General features: G+C 65.2%; 14 protein-coding genes. 6 read left to right on the top strand and 8 right to left on the bottom strand.

The window, feature by feature from the left end; all coding sequences use genetic code 11:
* The first annotated feature begins 22 nt into the window (after nucleotides 1-22).
* The 3 genes from DFR45_RS08695 (at nucleotide 23) to DFR45_RS08685 (ending at nucleotide 3452) form a co-directional block, all read left to right on the top strand.
* Nucleotides 23-1945 carry an ATP-binding cassette domain-containing protein gene (locus DFR45_RS08695; RefSeq protein WP_114483318.1) on the top strand — a complete coding sequence of 641 codons (1923 nt, stop codon included), beginning with the start codon at nucleotides 23-25 and terminating at the stop codon, nucleotides 1943-1945.
* Nucleotides 1946-2071: 126 nt separating this feature from the next.
* Nucleotides 2072-2893: a CsgG/HfaB family protein gene (locus DFR45_RS08690; protein WP_114483317.1), complete on the top strand. Its 822-nt coding sequence runs from the start codon at nucleotides 2072-2074 to the stop codon at nucleotides 2891-2893.
* A gap of 259 nt (nucleotides 2894-3152) precedes the next feature.
* Entirely contained in the window at nucleotides 3153-3452 is a 300-nt protein-coding gene (locus DFR45_RS08685) for a hypothetical protein (RefSeq protein WP_421782416.1), read from the top strand.
* Here the strand turns inward: DFR45_RS08685 and DFR45_RS08680 are convergent.
* The 4 genes from DFR45_RS08680 to DFR45_RS14820 form a co-directional block, all read right to left on the bottom strand.
* Nucleotides 3418-3813 carry a hypothetical protein gene (locus DFR45_RS08680; RefSeq protein ID WP_241659405.1) on the bottom strand — a complete coding sequence of 132 codons (396 nt, stop codon included), beginning with the start codon at nucleotides 3811-3813 and terminating at the stop codon, nucleotides 3418-3420. The two genes, DFR45_RS08685 and DFR45_RS08680, sit on opposite strands and share 35 nt — an antisense overlap.
* Nucleotides 3814-3968: 155 nt before the next feature.
* Complete coding sequence (locus DFR45_RS14515) at nucleotides 3969-4112, bottom strand: hypothetical protein (protein ID WP_158636990.1); 144 nt, start codon at nucleotides 4110-4112, stop codon at nucleotides 3969-3971.
* Nucleotides 4109-4732, bottom strand: a complete 624-nt coding sequence (locus tag DFR45_RS08675) for an isochorismatase family protein (RefSeq protein WP_114483316.1) — start codon at nucleotides 4730-4732, stop codon at nucleotides 4109-4111. The genes DFR45_RS14515 and DFR45_RS08675 overlap by 4 nt, the downstream gene beginning before the upstream one ends.
* A gap of 22 nt (nucleotides 4733-4754) precedes the next feature.
* Nucleotides 4755-4904 carry an antitoxin MazE-like protein gene (locus tag DFR45_RS14820; protein ID WP_422386742.1) on the bottom strand — a complete coding sequence of 50 codons (150 nt, stop codon included), beginning with the start codon at nucleotides 4902-4904 and terminating at the stop codon, nucleotides 4755-4757.
* A gap of 228 nt (nucleotides 4905-5132) precedes the next feature.
* On the opposite strand from DFR45_RS14820, the gene DFR45_RS14510 reads away from it, so the two are divergent.
* Nucleotides 5133-5288: a hypothetical protein gene (locus DFR45_RS14510; RefSeq protein WP_158637011.1), complete on the top strand. Its 156-nt coding sequence runs from the start codon at nucleotides 5133-5135 to the stop codon at nucleotides 5286-5288.
* A gap of 169 nt (nucleotides 5289-5457) precedes the next feature.
* On the opposite strand, the gene DFR45_RS08670 is transcribed toward DFR45_RS14510, so the two are convergent.
* From DFR45_RS08670 to DFR45_RS08655, 4 genes are all read right to left on the bottom strand, one after another.
* Nucleotides 5458-6429 carry an Rpn family recombination-promoting nuclease/putative transposase gene (locus tag DFR45_RS08670; protein WP_114483430.1) on the bottom strand — a complete coding sequence of 324 codons (972 nt, stop codon included), beginning with the start codon at nucleotides 6427-6429 and terminating at the stop codon, nucleotides 5458-5460.
* A 142-nt stretch (nucleotides 6430-6571) separates the two neighbouring features.
* Nucleotides 6572-7489, bottom strand: coding sequence for a ribose-phosphate diphosphokinase (locus tag DFR45_RS08665; RefSeq protein ID WP_114483315.1), 918 nt, complete (start codon nucleotides 7487-7489; stop codon nucleotides 6572-6574).
* 57 nt (nucleotides 7490-7546) lie between these two features.
* Nucleotides 7547-9145, bottom strand: coding sequence for a thymidine phosphorylase family protein (locus tag DFR45_RS08660; RefSeq protein ID WP_114483314.1), 1599 nt, complete (start codon nucleotides 9143-9145; stop codon nucleotides 7547-7549).
* A gap of 261 nt (nucleotides 9146-9406) precedes the next feature.
* Complete coding sequence (locus DFR45_RS08655) at nucleotides 9407-10609, bottom strand: ammonium transporter (RefSeq protein WP_114483313.1); 1203 nt, start codon at nucleotides 10607-10609, stop codon at nucleotides 9407-9409.
* Between the two features lie 302 nt (nucleotides 10610-10911).
* Here DFR45_RS08655 and DFR45_RS14370 point away from each other — a divergent pair, with 302 nt between their 5' ends.
* Together DFR45_RS14370 and katG are read left to right on the top strand one after the other, a co-directional pair.
* The gene (locus DFR45_RS14370) at nucleotides 10912-11094 is read left to right on the top strand and encodes a hypothetical protein (RefSeq protein ID WP_147269960.1); all 183 of its coding nucleotides are present in this window, start codon (nucleotides 10912-10914) and stop codon (nucleotides 11092-11094) included.
* Between the two features lie 140 nt (nucleotides 11095-11234).
* The gene (gene katG / locus DFR45_RS08650; protein WP_199755311.1) at nucleotides 11235-13394 is read left to right on the top strand and encodes a catalase/peroxidase HPI; all 2160 of its coding nucleotides are present in this window, start codon (nucleotides 11235-11237) and stop codon (nucleotides 13392-13394) included.
* Nucleotides 13395-13478: the final 84 nt, after the last annotated feature.

The raw sequence follows: 13478 nt of genomic DNA, 5'->3' as shown, positions 1-13478 counted from the left end.
GCGGCTTGGATAATCGCAGCCCATGGCATGGATCACTTTATTGAACGCACAGCTCGCCTTCGGGCACGTGGCCTTGCTGGACCACGCGGACTTTGCCCTCGAAGCGCGCGAGCGCGTGGGCCTGATCGGGCGCAACGGCGCGGGCAAATCGTCCCTTTTGAAAATCCTCGGCGGCTTGATGCAGCCCGACGACGGCACGCTGCAGGTGCAGCAGGGCCTGCGCGTGGCCTACGTAGCGCAGGAGCCGCAGCTGGACGCGCATGACACCATCTTCAGCGCCGCCGCGGCCGGCCTGCGCGACGTGATCGCCGCGCGTGAGCGCTACCTGGCGCACGAAGCCGGGGTGGACCTGGACGCGCTGCAATCCTTCATAGAGCAGCACGACGGCTGGAACTGGGAGCAGCGCGTGCAACAAACGCTGCAGCGCCTGCAGCTCGAGCCCGAGGCGCGCATCGCCACGCTCTCGGGCGGCATGAAAAAGCGCGTCGCGCTTGCGCAGGCGCTGGTTGCGCGGCCCGACGTGCTGCTGCTCGACGAGCCCACCAACCACCTCGACATCGCCGCGATCGAGTGGCTCGAAGAGCTGCTGCTCGCCTTCCCCGGCAGCGTGGTCACGATCACGCACGACCGCGCCTTTCTGGACCGCATCGCCACGCGCATCGTCGAGCTCGACCGCGGCAAATTACGCTCCTACCCCGGCAATTTCGCGCGCTACCAGCAACAAAAAGAGGAGCAGTTGGCGCAGGAGGCCACCATCGCCGCCAAGGCCGACAAGCTGCTCGCGCAGGAGGAAGTCTGGATTCGCAAAGGCGTGGAAGCGCGCCGCACGCGCAGCCAGAGCCGCATCCACCGCCTGGAGCAGCTGCGCGCGCACCGCCAGGCCCGGCGCGAGGCCGTGGGCAACGTGCGCATGGACGTGGCCAGCGGCAGCGGCGGCTACCAGGGCAAGATCGTGGCCGAGCTGCAAGGCGTGTCCAAATCGTTTGGCACGCGCTGCGTGGTGCGCGACTTCAGCGCGCTCATCCTGCGCGGCGACAAGGTCGGGCTGATAGGCCCCAACGGCGCGGGCAAGACCACCTTGCTCAAGCTCATCCTCGGTGAACTGCAGCCCGACGCGGGCCAGGTGCGCCGCGGCGCGAACCTGCAGGTCGCCTACTTCGACCAGATGCGCGCCGCGCTCGACCTCGACGCCACGCTCGAAGACTTCATCAGCCCGGGCAGCGAGTGGATAGAGATCGGCGGCCAGCGCAAGCACGTCAAAAGCTACCTCGGCGACTTTCTGTTCGCGCCGGCGCGCGCGCATTCGCCCGTACGCTCGCTCTCGGGCGGCGAGCGCAACCGCCTGCTGCTGGCGCGCCTGTTCGCGCGGCCCGCGAACGTGCTCGTGCTCGACGAGCCCACCAACGACCTCGACATCGACACGCTGGAGCTGCTCGAAGACCTGCTGGCACGCTACGAGGGCACGGTGTTCCTCGTGAGCCACGACCGCACCTTTTTGGACAACGTGGTCACCAGCACCATCGCCTACGAGGGCGACGGCCGCTGGCGCGAGTACGAAGGCGGCGTGCAGGACTGGCTGCAGCAGTCGCAGCGCAGCCGCGCGCTCGCGCCAGCGGCGGGAGCAGTAGCGGCCCCAGCAGCCGGCTCCAGCGGTGCGGGCGGCGCCTCCAAAAATTCGAATGAAATCGCCACTCAAGGCACGCCAAGCAAGCGTGAGCAGCTACCGAAAAAGAAGCTGAGCTACAAAGACCAGCGCGAACTCGAACAGCTGCCCGAGCGCATCAGCGCGCTCGAAGCCGAGCAAAAAGCGCTGCAAGCCGAGCTCGCCGACGGCAGCCTCTACACGCGCGACCCAGCCCGCGCCGCCGCCGCACTCACGCGCATCAGCGCGATCGAAGACGAGCTCATGGCCGCGCTCGAGCGCTGGGAGAGCCTGGCGGGCTGAGCTGAGGGCTTTCGCTCCTCAAAAACCTATGAACAGGGGCGCCGTCTGCCTTGCCCATCGCCGCTCACTTTTGTTACATTCGAATACCATAAACAACAAATCTGTCAAAAATCACGAGGAATCCGTATGACAAGGAAAACACTACTGGCAGCCATTGCACTTGGTATTGGGGCAACGGCCGCTGCTGAAACGACCGTTTCCGAAAAAAACATCGGTGATTTGCTGCCACGATGCGCAAAACCAGTAGCGTCGGTTTCGATCGGCAAACTCAACTGCAAGGCCAGTGGTTGCCAAAAAATCGAGGCCAATGGGCAAATGAGCGCACTGCTGGCACTCGCCAACGCCTCTGGCCAGCTGCAGGACTTGAGCAAGGTCGGCGAAGGGATGTCCAACGCACTGACGACCGCCCTCAAGGCCACGAACTGCTTCGAAGTCCAAGAGCGTGAGGCCATGGAGGAGCTGCGCAAGGAGATGGAATTGGCCGGGGTCACGATCAAGGCAAAGCCGGCGGACTATCTCATCAGCGGTGCGATCACCTCCATCGGCCTGGAGACGCAAAAGAGTTCTTTTGGCGGTGGCTTCATCCCCATCATCGGCGGCATCCAATCGACCAAAAAAACCGCCAATCTGGCCATGGATGTCCGCCTGATCGAGGTACAGACCGCCAGTGTGAAAGCCTCTAAAAGTTTCGAAGCGAACAATGAGAGCTCATCTTGGGGGCTCGCAGGCGGCGGTCTGATAGGAGCAGGCGCTGTGGGCGGTGCGTTTTCGGTGACCAAGTCGCCGGTAATGGATAAGATTGCGACGGAAACCATCATCATGGCTACGAGCTTCATCGTGGACTCGCTTGCCAAAGACGCCGTCGTATACCGTCCTGCGCTCAAGTCGGCCAAGCCCACTGAAGAGGGCGCCACAGATACACCATCGACACCCGCCATGAACAATTGAGCCTCGCCGCTATGGCCGACTTCTTGGGGGCTAGGCGACGATTCGCATCGTCGACGGGGCGCCGCCGTCGACATTTTTGGTGCGCGCCGCGCCGCTTTTTTATAGATTCACCCCTTTGAAGTTGCAATTTTTCCACGTCACCTCTCATTTGGACGATTAGGGAAAACATTCAAATTTCAGAGGGCCGGAGCAACAGTGACGGGCTCCACGACGGCGCCGGCCGCGCGCACAAAGCCCGCTGCGCCCCATAGACCTGCTGGTGATCGCCCCCTCGCAGCCGCTCGACGCCCTGGCCACGCAGTACGTGGGCGAGTTGCCCGCCTCGGTGCGCGCCCTGCTCGGCATCCTGGGCGTGCAGCCAAACGACCCGCGCACCGGCGCACTCGCAAGCTACCTGCTGTTCGAGCCCGGCTACACCCAGGCGCTGATGGCACTCGGCTGGGACGACGCCATGCGCCAGCGCGCGGAGATCGGGGCGTTTTTTGGCTGGGCGCTGCCTAACGACCCCAAAGTCCGACAGGCTCCTAGTCCAAACCAGCCTCCAACCACAAGTCGTTGAAGTTGTCGCCCACGCCCCAGCCGACGTTCTGCCCCAGTGCGCGCACCTGCTCCAGCCGGGCAAGAAATGGCGCACGCCGCGCCTCGGGCAAGGCCAGCACGTACTTCAGCGCCTGCTCGAACATACGCTCCAGCGCGACGTAAAAGCCTTCGTCATCCATGCCACAACCGGACAGAAAATCGAACACTTCTTCGCAGTAAAACACCGCCAGCTCCGCCAAGCCCTCGGGCTGGCCCAGCGCCTTCTGGTAGTCGCTGATGACCTTCTTGGCCTTGGCCACAGACAGCGGCTTGCGGTAGTCGGCAGGGTTGATCCATTGCGTGATCGTCGCCTTGTAAGGCCTGAGCGGGTCGTCGCCCAAGGCAAAGCGGGTGTGCAGAAAAGCCTGGTTCTCCTTGCTGGCCGCGTACAGGTCATGTACCAGCCCGACCAGCCCGGCGCGCTCGAGGTCGGCGAGCCTGGCCTTGACATCGCTCCCGCTCGGGGTGGTTTATTTCGTGCCTGTGCTCGATTTCGTCACACCAGTTTCTCTTCGATCCAATCCCAGCGCTTGTCTTTGACCATCACGAAGCGGCAGCGCCCTTGCGACAGGCTGGCCCACAGGCCGCCGATCAGGCGGTCATCTTCAAACTCTGTTTCGCCCTCTTGCAAGCGCCTCACGCGCCGGGCGTGCCGCCCTCTTTGAGCAAGGGCAACAAGTCCTTGAACGCCGGGTGCTCGCAGCTGCGCAGCCATTCGAAAGCGACCATTTCGGTAGTGACGAGCTCCGCACCGGCCCCGGCGAGGCGATCGAAGGCGGCGTCGCGGTTGCGCTCGGTGCGTGAGCCGCAGGCGTCGGTGACGACCCAGACCTCGAATTCATCTTCGAGCAGGTCGAGCGCGGTTTGCAGCAGGCACACATGCGCCTCGCAGCCCGCGATGACGATGCTGCCGCGTGCGGGCGCGGCCTGCTGCGGTTTTTGCAGATGCCGCGGCAGGCTGCGCGCGTTGCCCGCGGGGGCTTTGGCGGGCGGGCGCAGCCATTCGCCAAGACCCTCTTCGACCGCGCTGAAGTGCATCTTGGCAAGGGTTTGCTGGCACAGCGCGCGCAGCGCGGCGTCGTTCGCGCCCAGGCGCGAGGGGTTTTGCTCGGTGCCCCACACGGGCACCTGCAAGCGCCGCGCCACCTGCGCAAGCAGCCGCGCACGCGCGAGCACGGAGGCGCCTTCAAAAATGGCGGGCATCAGGCGTTCCTGGTAGTCCACCAGAACGAGTTGGGAAGTGGAGGCGTCTAGGAGCATGGGAAGCGGGGTTTGCGGTAAATCAGTGGTGGTGCGCAGGTGCAATGGCGCATGCCGTCCAGCCGTCCACACTGGCCAAACATGCATCCATCCATGGCTGCATTGCAACATCGGTACTGTCGGCTTGCGCCACCAAGCGGCTTTGGCGCTTGTGTAGTGTTTGATGCTTGATGCGACAAATAAAACCGATGGATTTTTGGTCTGGGCAAGGCGCAAACCGCAGCGATACCGGGTGGTATCGCGAGGATTTGCAACGCGGCCCAGGCCGAAAAGACGCGGTTTTATGTCGCAGATAGGGTCGAACACTACACTAGGAGCCTGTCGGACTTTGGGCGTCGAAAGCGAGAAGGTGCCCCAGCGAGGCCAGTTTTTGCCGGATTCGCCGCCCCATAGTGGTGCTATGGGGCAAGAAGCCGGTAAAAAATGGGCCGCTGCGGCGCATTCGCAGCCGACGATTCCAAAGTCCGACAGGCTCCTAGCATTCTTGCGCCGAGGGTTGCGCAGGTGGAGCAGCCGTTTCGACCGCCGGGCTTGGTCTACTGCGGCCAGTGTCTAAGAACCTGGTCATGATCTTTGCATAGGGTACGTTGCCACGCTTGGCAGTGGGAACAGTGCGTGCATCACAGCCCCATCGACCGATGGCGGCGCCAGCAGCGCACAGCTGGCGCGCTGCCTGGGCGAGCGTGCGGCCGGTGCTGGCCATGTCGTCGCGCGGCACGACGCCCTCAGGGGCGAAAGACTTCCTCCAGGCTGGCGGCATCCAAAACGCGCTCGCCCCACTGCTCCAGCTGCGCGGCCGTCGCCCCTGAGATCCGCCCGACGATGTCGCCGGGCAAAGGGCCGAATCGGCGCGTCAGAAGCCGCTGCAGCAGGAGGGCTTCCCCCTTCTCGATGCCTTTTTCGATGCCTTTCTCGATGCCTTTTTCGAGCCCTTTTTGCTCGTACTTGCGAGCCCATTGGTCAAAGCGTTCTGCCAGCGTCATTTTCAACTCCTTCAAATCTTGCACCTTGGGCAGCACCAGGGTGTGCTTGCTTTGGCGCAAGAGTACCGCACGAATCCAGATCGCAAAAGTGCGCTTGAGCTCCGCATTGCTTTGCAGCATGTCGTTGAGCACGTCGATCAACGCCAGCAGCGCTTGCTCGTTTTCCGGGTGCTCGAAGCGGATGATGGCCGCGACCAGATTTTTCAGCTCTGCCAAGTCCGCTTCGGCGTACTGGTTTTCGTCGATCAGCAGGTATTCGAGTTTGGGCAGGTATTGGGCCACCAGGCCGGGGACTTTGGGGATCAGCGTGGCGATGTCGGTGGCGGCCGTCCATTTGGCGTCGCCGTTGTAGAGCACGATGGGCAGCACGGGCGGCAGCCTTTTGCCCTCGAGCGCTTCACCGCGGCGGATCAGGTCTTGGTACAGCAGGCCCACGTAGGTCATGATGCGCACGGCCATCCAGGCATCTACGCTGCTTTGGAATTCGATCAGCAGGTACAGGTAGATCCACTCGCCGTCGGCCTTGACGCGCCAGACGACGTCGTCGGCGCGCTGGCGCAGGTCATCGGTGATGTAGCTGCCGGGCATTTTTTCGAGCGTGGAGTAGTCCAGGCTGTGCAGCCACGCATCGGGGATGAAGCCCAGCACCAGGTCGCGCACGACCTCGGGCGCCGAGAACAGCAGTTTGTACGAGGCGTCATCTTCGGAAGGCATGGGCGGCATTCTATGGATGCACGGCGAATGGGAAGGCGCAGCGCCGCATCAACACGACTTACGCAAATCGGGGTCAGGCAAGGCCCTCGTCCCATGGCAAAACACTTTGCTGCATCCTTGTTTGCGTAAGTCAAGATCAAGATCAAGAGCGCACCAGCACCTCCCGCAGCGCCCGTGCCAGCGGCCCCGCCATGGAGACGGCGTTGCTCGGGTGCGCGATGCAGTCGGTGCTCCAGACTGCGCCGACGCCGGCTTGCGCCAGCGTTTGCAGCGCGTCGCCGACGAACAGCGCGTGCGTCACGGCCACGTCGACCGAGGCGGCGCCGGCGGCGCGCAGCAGGCGCGCGGCCTGGGCGAGCGTGCGGCCGGTGCTGGCCATGTCGTCGAGCAGCACCACGGCGCGGCCTTGGAGGGCGTGCGGTGCGAGATCGGGCAAGCGGATGCGCACCTCGCGGTCGCCGTGGCGCTCTTTGGTGCACACGGCGTGCGCAAAGCCGTGGCGCGCGGCGGCCTGGGCGATCCACTGCGCGGATTCGGCGTCGGGGCCGACGAGCAAGGCGCCGGGGCGGCGCTGCGCGATCAGGTCGGACAGCGCCTCGGCGCCGCTCAGCGCCACGGCCGCGGGCACGGGCACGGCGTCCTGCAGCCGCGCCACGCGGTGCAGGTGCGGATCGACGGTGATGAGCGCGTCGCACAGGTCCGCGAGAAAGCGCCCCACGATCTGCTGGCTCACTGCCTCGCCGGGGGTGAAGGCTTTGTCCTGCCGCATGTAGCCCAGATAAGGCGCGACGAGGACGATGCGCCGCGCGCCAAGCGCGCGCGCGGTCTGCGCCGCGAGCAGAAGCTCGATGAGCTTTTCGTTCGGCCGGTGCAGGCTGCGCAGCAGCACGATCTGCGCGGGCAGGCGCCCATCCGCGTCCACGGGCAGGCGCAGCTTGAGCTCATCATCGGGGAAGCGATGGCGCTCTACGCAGCGCGCAGGCAAGTCCGCGGCCTGCGCGAGGCGCTGGGCGGATTCGGCTTCATCATCAAAATACAGCAAACAGGCAGATGAATCCATGGAGGGTCGCTATCAAAAATAGATTTGCAAGCGCAGCAGCGCACGCAGGGCCGGCGCTCAGAACTCAACGAAAGCCTGGGGAACCTCGTCCGCGGCGCCTATCGTGTAGCCGCTGCTGCGGCCGCTCGCCTGGCGCGCAAACTCGAGGTCGGCCGGGTAGCTCGCATGCACGCGGTACAGCGGCGCCCCCGCGGCGACCTGGTCGCCGAGCTTGTGCAGCAGATCGACGCCGGCCTGCGGCACCTTGGGCGCGCCGGCCAGGCGGGCGATGCGCGCGATCTGGAAGTTGTCTATGCCCGTGACCACTCCGGAGTGCGGCGCGCAGACTTCGAACGTCAGCGCGCCGAGTGCGGGGTGCTGGTAGTCGAAGTGCTTGCTGCCCTGCGCCTCGATGATGGCGTTCATGCGCGCGAGCGCGCGGCCCGAGTCGAGGATGTCGCGCGCAATGCCAAAACCGTCGCCGCCGCGCACGTCGGGGTCGAATTCGATGACGCGGCCCGCCAGGCGCAGCGCCTTTTGCCGCAGGTCGTTGGGCGCGGCCGGGTCGTTCTGCAGCACGCGCATCACGTCGCGCGCCTCCAGCACCGGCCCCACGCCGTTGCCGATGGGCTGGCGGCCGTCGGTGATGACCACGTCCAGCGCGAGCCCCATGCGCCGCGCCACGTATTCGAACAGGCGGCGCAGGCGCTGCGCCTCGGGCATGGAGCGCACCTTGGCCGTGGGGCCAATGGGGATGTCGAGCACCAGGTGTGTGGAGCCGGCCGCGACCTTTTTCGAGAGGATGGAGGCCACCATCTGCCCCGGCGAGTCGATGGCGAGCGGCCGCTCGACCGAGATCAGCACGTCGTCGGCGGGCGAGAGCTGGGCCGTGCCGCCCCAAGCCAGACAGCCGCGGTAGTCGCGCACGATCTCGGCCAGGCGCTCGAGCGGCAGTTCGACTTCGGCCAGCACTTCCATGGTGTCGGCCGTGCCCGCGGGCGAGGTGATCGCGCGCGACGAGGTTTTGGGAAACAGCATGCCGTGCGCCGCGACGATGGGCACCACGAGCATGCTGGTGCGATTGCCCGGAATGCCGCCGATGCAGTGCTTATCGACCACCAGCGGCTCGTGCCAGTCGAGCCTGCGCCCGCAGGCGACCATGGCGTCGGTGAGGAAATACACCTCCTCGCGGTCGAGCTCGTCGCGGTTGCAGGCCACGACGAAGGCCGTGAGTTCGATCTTGGAATAGTGGTGCTCGGCAATGTCGCGCACGATGGCGCCGAAGTCGGCACGCGAGAGGCGCTCGCCCGCGAGCTTGCGAAACAGCGCGCCCATCGATTCGGGCGGCTCGGCCTGCGCCACGCTCGCGAGATGCCCGTTGGCCACGCCAAGCTGAGCAAAAGCGTCTTCGGACAGGCCCAATTCGTCGCGGCCCACGATGGCGTCATCATCGACCACGTTGAGCGTGGCCAGGATGTGATTGCCGTTGGCATGGATCTCTACCTTGGAGAGCGCCTGAAAGCCCTCGGCGCGATAGACCGCGCAGTCGCGGTGCAGGAAGGCGACGTTTTCCTGCCAGGTATCAATGGCCACGCGGCGCAGCGCGAGCTGCGAGCGCGGCACGTCGGGGTTGGCGGAGGCGGGACGTGGGACGGGTTCGGTGACTTCGACGTTCATGGGCGATGGCAGGGCGGCGCAGGTAAATGCAACGACTATACACACACGACTTACGCAAATCGGGGTCAGGCGAGGCGCGCGCCCCATGGCAAAACACTTTGCTGCATCCTTGTTTGCGTAAGTCCAGACACAGCCAAAACGCGCCCCTGCCCGCCCGGGCCCTGCGCAGCATGCGCAGGTGCGGCAAGTCTGCAAAATATTGATAAAAAATGCCTATAGCCCTTATATATCAAGCGTTAGCAGCTATCTTTATGGAAGCATTCACCAATTCACCTCGCGCTCGGGCGTGGCGCCGATCTGGTGGATGGACAAATCGGCACCGTCGAATTCTTCCTCCTGGCTCAGGCGCAGGCCCAGCAGCCGCTTGAGCGTGCCATAGACGAGCCAGCCTCCGAGCGCCGCCCAGGCCACACCCAGCAGCGTACCCACGAGCTGCGCGCCCAAGCTGACGCCGCCCAGGCCGCCAAACGTCTTGCTGCCGAAGATGCCCGCAGCAATGCCGCCCCAGGTGCCGCACAGGCCGTGCAGCGGCCACACGCCGAGCACGTCGTCGATCTTCCAGCGGTTTTGCGTGCGCGTGAACATGTGCACGAAGATCGCCCCCGCGACGGCGCCCACCACCAGCGCACCCAGCGGGTGCATGAGGTCCGAGCCCGCGCACACGGCCACCAGACCCGCGAGCGGGCCGTTGTGCACGAAGCCGGGGTCGTTGCGCCCCAGCAGCAGCGCCGCGAGCGTGCCGCCCACCATGGCCATGAGCGAGTTCACCGCGACCAGACCGGAGATTTTGTCCAGCATCTGCGCGCTCATGACGTTGAAGCCGAACCAGCCCACGATCAAGATCCACGCGCCCAGCGCCAGGAAAGGGATGCTCGACGGCGGGTGCGCCGATATCGCCCCGTCCTTGCGGTAGCGGTTGCTGCGCGCACCCAGCAGCAGCACGGCCGGCAGCGCAATCCAACCGCCCACGGCGTGCACCACGACGCTGCCCGCAAAGTCGTGGAACTCGGCGCCCGTATGCCGCAGCAGCCAGGCCTGCACGCCGAAATGCTGGTTCCACGCGATGCCCTCGAAAAACGGATAGACCAGGCCCACGATCACCGCCGTGGCAAGCAGCTGCGGGCCAAAGCGCGCGCGCTCGGCGATGCCGCCCGAGATGATCGCGGGAATGGCCGCCGCAAAGGTCAGCAGGAAGAAGAACTTGACCAGCGCATAGCCATGAAACGCCGCGAGCTGCTCGGCCCCGACGAAAAAGTGCACGCCATAGGCCACGCCGTAGCCGACCAGAAAGTACGCCACCGTGGAAATGCAAAAGTCCACGAGGATTTTCACGAGCGCGTTGACCTGGTTCTTGCGCCGCACGGTGCCCAGCTCCAGAAAGGCAAAGCCCGCGTGCATGGCCAGAACCATGATAGCGCCGAGCAGGACGAACAGGGTGTCGGCACCCTGGGGAATGGTTTGCATGCAATGACCTCTTGAAATCTGCGCGCCAGTTTGGTGCAAGAAAAACGCGCCGGAACCTGGCGCACCAAAGACAAGCAAGAACCGGGCCACAGTAGAGCCCAGCATCTCTTTGCTTGCACCATCTGCGCACCATCATGCGCGCCAGCACGGCGTAGTACGCACGCCCATGACGCAAAACGCGGCGCATGCCCCATGTTGGCGAACCTCTGGCGCGAGGAGCCTGTCGGACTTTGGGCGTCGATAGCGAGAATGCGCCCCAGCGAGTCCAGTTTTTGCCGGATTCGCTGCCCCATAGTGGTGCTATGGGGCAAGAAGCCGGTAAAAAATGGGCCGCTGCGGCGCATTCGCAGCCGACGATTCCAAAGTCCGACAGGCTCCTATCCTGCACCATGCTGAGGCAGCGCTGCCGTGTGCGGCCTTCATTGCTTTGTGCCTATCGCCGTGATTGGAAGTTTCGAATGGCCGCCGCCGCCACCAAGCCTTAGCATTGCGCCCAGGTCGATGCTGCAGGCACACGGTTCATCAAACGGACTTTGGGCGCGGCGACGATCTGGTTTTTCGGGGGCTTGCTCGCAGGCCAATTGCAAACTTTCTTTTGGAGATTCATCCCATGAGCGCAGAAAAAATGGCAGCTGCGGGCAAATGCCCGGTGGTGCACGGTGCGGTGACGCAAGTCGGCATGTCCACGATGGAGTGGTGGCCCAAGGCCCTGAACCTGGACATCCTGCACCAGCACGACACCAAGACGAACCCGCTGGGTGCGGACTTCGACTACCGCAAAGAGGTGCAGAAGCTCGACGTCGCCGCGCTCAAGAAAGACCTGCTCGCGTTCATGACGCAAAGCCAGGACTGGTGGCCCGCCGACTGGGGGCACTACGGCGGGCTCATGATCCGCATGGCCTGGCACTCTGCGGGCACCTACCGCACGGCCGACGGCCGCGGCGGCGCGGGGCACGGCAACCAGCGCTTTGCACCGCTCAACTCCTGGCCCGACAACGCCAACCTCGACAAAGCGCGCCGCCTGCTCTGGCCGATCAAGAAAAAGTACGGCAACCAACTCAGCTGGGCCGACCTGATCGTCCTCGCGGGCACCATGGCCTACGAATCGATGGGGCTCAAGACCTACGGCTTTTCGTTCGGGCGCGAAGACATCTGGCACCCTGAAAAAGACGTTTACTGGGGCTCCGAAAAAGAATGGCTCGCGCCCAGCGACGCGCGCTACGCCAAGGTCGATGACCCGGCCACGCTCGAAAACCCGCTCGCTGCCGTGCAAATGGGCCTGATCTACGTCAACCCCGAAGGCGTCAACGGCAAGCCCGACCCGCTCAAGACCGCAGCGCAGGTGCGCGAAACCTTTGCGCGCATGGCCATGGACGACGAAGAAACCGTGGCCCTCACGGCCGGCGGCCACACCGTGGGCAAGGCACACGGCAACGGCAACCCCGCCAACCTCGGCCCCGCACCCGAAGGCGCCGACATCGAAGACCAGGGCCTGGGCTGGGTCAACCACGTCACGCGCGGCATAGGCCGTGACACCGTGACCAGCGGCATCGAAGGCGCCTGGACCACGCACCCGACGCGCTGGGACAACGGCTACTTCGACCTGCTGCTCGGCTACGACTGGGCACTGCAAAAATCCCCGGCCGGCGCCTGGCAGTGGGAGCCCGTGAACATCCGCGAAGAAGACATGCCCGTGGACGTGGAAGACCCGACGATCCGCCGCAAGCCCATCATGACCGACGCCGACATGGCGATGAAGTTCGACCCGGCGTACCGCAAGATTTCCGAGCGTTTCCACAAAGACCCGGCGTACTTCTCGGAGGTGTTTGCGCGCGCCTGGTTCAAGCTCACGCACCGCGACCTGGGCCCCAAGTCGCGCTACATCGGCCCCGACGTGCCCCAGGAAGACCTGCTGTGGCAAGACCCGGTGCCGGCGGGCCGCAAGGATTTCGACGTGGCCGCCGTCAAGGCGAAGATCGCCGCGAGTGGCCTGTCCATCGGTGACATGGTCGCCACCGCCTGGGACAGCGCGCGCACCTTCCGCGGCTCGGACAAGCGCGGCGGCGCCAACGGCGCGCGCATCCGCCTTGCGCCGCAAAAAGACTGGGCCGGCAACGAGCCCGAGCGCCTCGCGCGCGTGCTCGCCGTGCTCGAGCCCATCGCCGCGCAGACCGGCGCGAGCGTGGCCGACGTGATCGTGCTCGCGGGCAACGTGGGCGTGGAGCAAGCCGCGAAGGCCGCGGGCGTGGCCATCGAAGTGCCCTTTGCGCCGGGCCGCGGCGACGCCACGCCCGAGATGACCGACGCCGCTTCGTTCGCCGTGCTCGAGCCGCTGGCCGACGGTTTTCGCAACTGGCTCAAGCAGGACTACGCCGTCACGCCTGAAGAATTGCTGCTCGACCGCGCGCAACTCTTGGGCCTCACGGCACCCGAGATGACGGCGCTGATCGGCGGCATGCGCGTGCTCGGCACCAACCACGGTGGCAGCCAGCATGGCGTGTTCACCGAGCGCGTGGGCGCGCTGACGAACGACTTTTTCGTCAACCTCACGGACATGGCCTACACCTGGAAGCCCGCGGGCAGCAACCTGTACGAACTGCGCGAGCGCAAGAGCGGCGCGCCCAAGTGGACGGCCACGCGCGTGGACCTGGTGTTCGGCTCGAACGCCATCCTGCGCGCCTACGCCGAGGTCTATGCGCAGGACGACAGCCGCGAAAAATTCGTGCACGACTTCGTCGCCGCATGGGTCAAGGTGATGAACGCCGACCGCTTCGATCTGGCCTGACGCGACCGCGCGAGCCCGCCCGCGATGGCCTGCAATGGCCCGCGATGGCCGGCCCCTAAAATGAATCGCTGACAGCGCCCACTC

This window comes from Extensimonas vulgaris (assembly GCF_003337425.1).
In the GTDB taxonomy this organism is placed as follows: Bacteria; Pseudomonadota; Gammaproteobacteria; order Burkholderiales; family Burkholderiaceae_C; genus Extensimonas; species Extensimonas vulgaris.
The sequence above is the reverse complement of the archived record's forward strand: the minus strand, read 5'-3'. Positions and strand labels throughout refer to the sequence as shown.

Bases quoted from the DNA above. Each gene is read 5' to 3' on its own strand.
- DFR45_RS08695 (WP_114483318.1), top strand. From the start codon at position 23: ATGGCATGGATCACTTTATTGAACGCACAGCTCGCCTTCGGGCACGTG.
- katG (WP_199755311.1), top strand. From the start codon at position 11,235: ATGGCAGCTGCGGGCAAATGCCCGGTGGTGCACGGTGCGGTGACGCAA.
- DFR45_RS08670 (WP_114483430.1), bottom strand. From the start codon at position 6,429: ATGCCTTCCGAAGATGACGCCTCGTACAAACTGCTGTTCTCGGCGCCC.
- DFR45_RS08660 (WP_114483314.1), bottom strand. From the start codon at position 9,145: ATGAACGTCGAAGTCACCGAACCCGTCCCACGTCCCGCCTCCGCCAAC.
- DFR45_RS08655 (WP_114483313.1), bottom strand. From the start codon at position 10,609: ATGCAAACCATTCCCCAGGGTGCCGACACCCTGTTCGTCCTGCTCGGC.
- DFR45_RS08675 (WP_114483316.1), bottom strand. From the start codon at position 4,732: ATGCTCCTAGACGCCTCCACTTCCCAACTCGTTCTGGTGGACTACCAG.
- DFR45_RS08690 (WP_114483317.1), top strand. From the start codon at position 2,072: ATGACAAGGAAAACACTACTGGCAGCCATTGCACTTGGTATTGGGGCA.
- DFR45_RS14370 (WP_147269960.1), top strand. From the start codon at position 10,912: ATGGGGCAAGAAGCCGGTAAAAAATGGGCCGCTGCGGCGCATTCGCAG.
- DFR45_RS14510 (WP_158637011.1), top strand. From the start codon at position 5,133: ATGGGGCAAGAAGCCGGTAAAAAATGGGCCGCTGCGGCGCATTCGCAG.
- DFR45_RS08665 (WP_114483315.1), bottom strand. From the start codon at position 7,489: ATGGATTCATCTGCCTGTTTGCTGTATTTTGATGATGAAGCCGAATCC.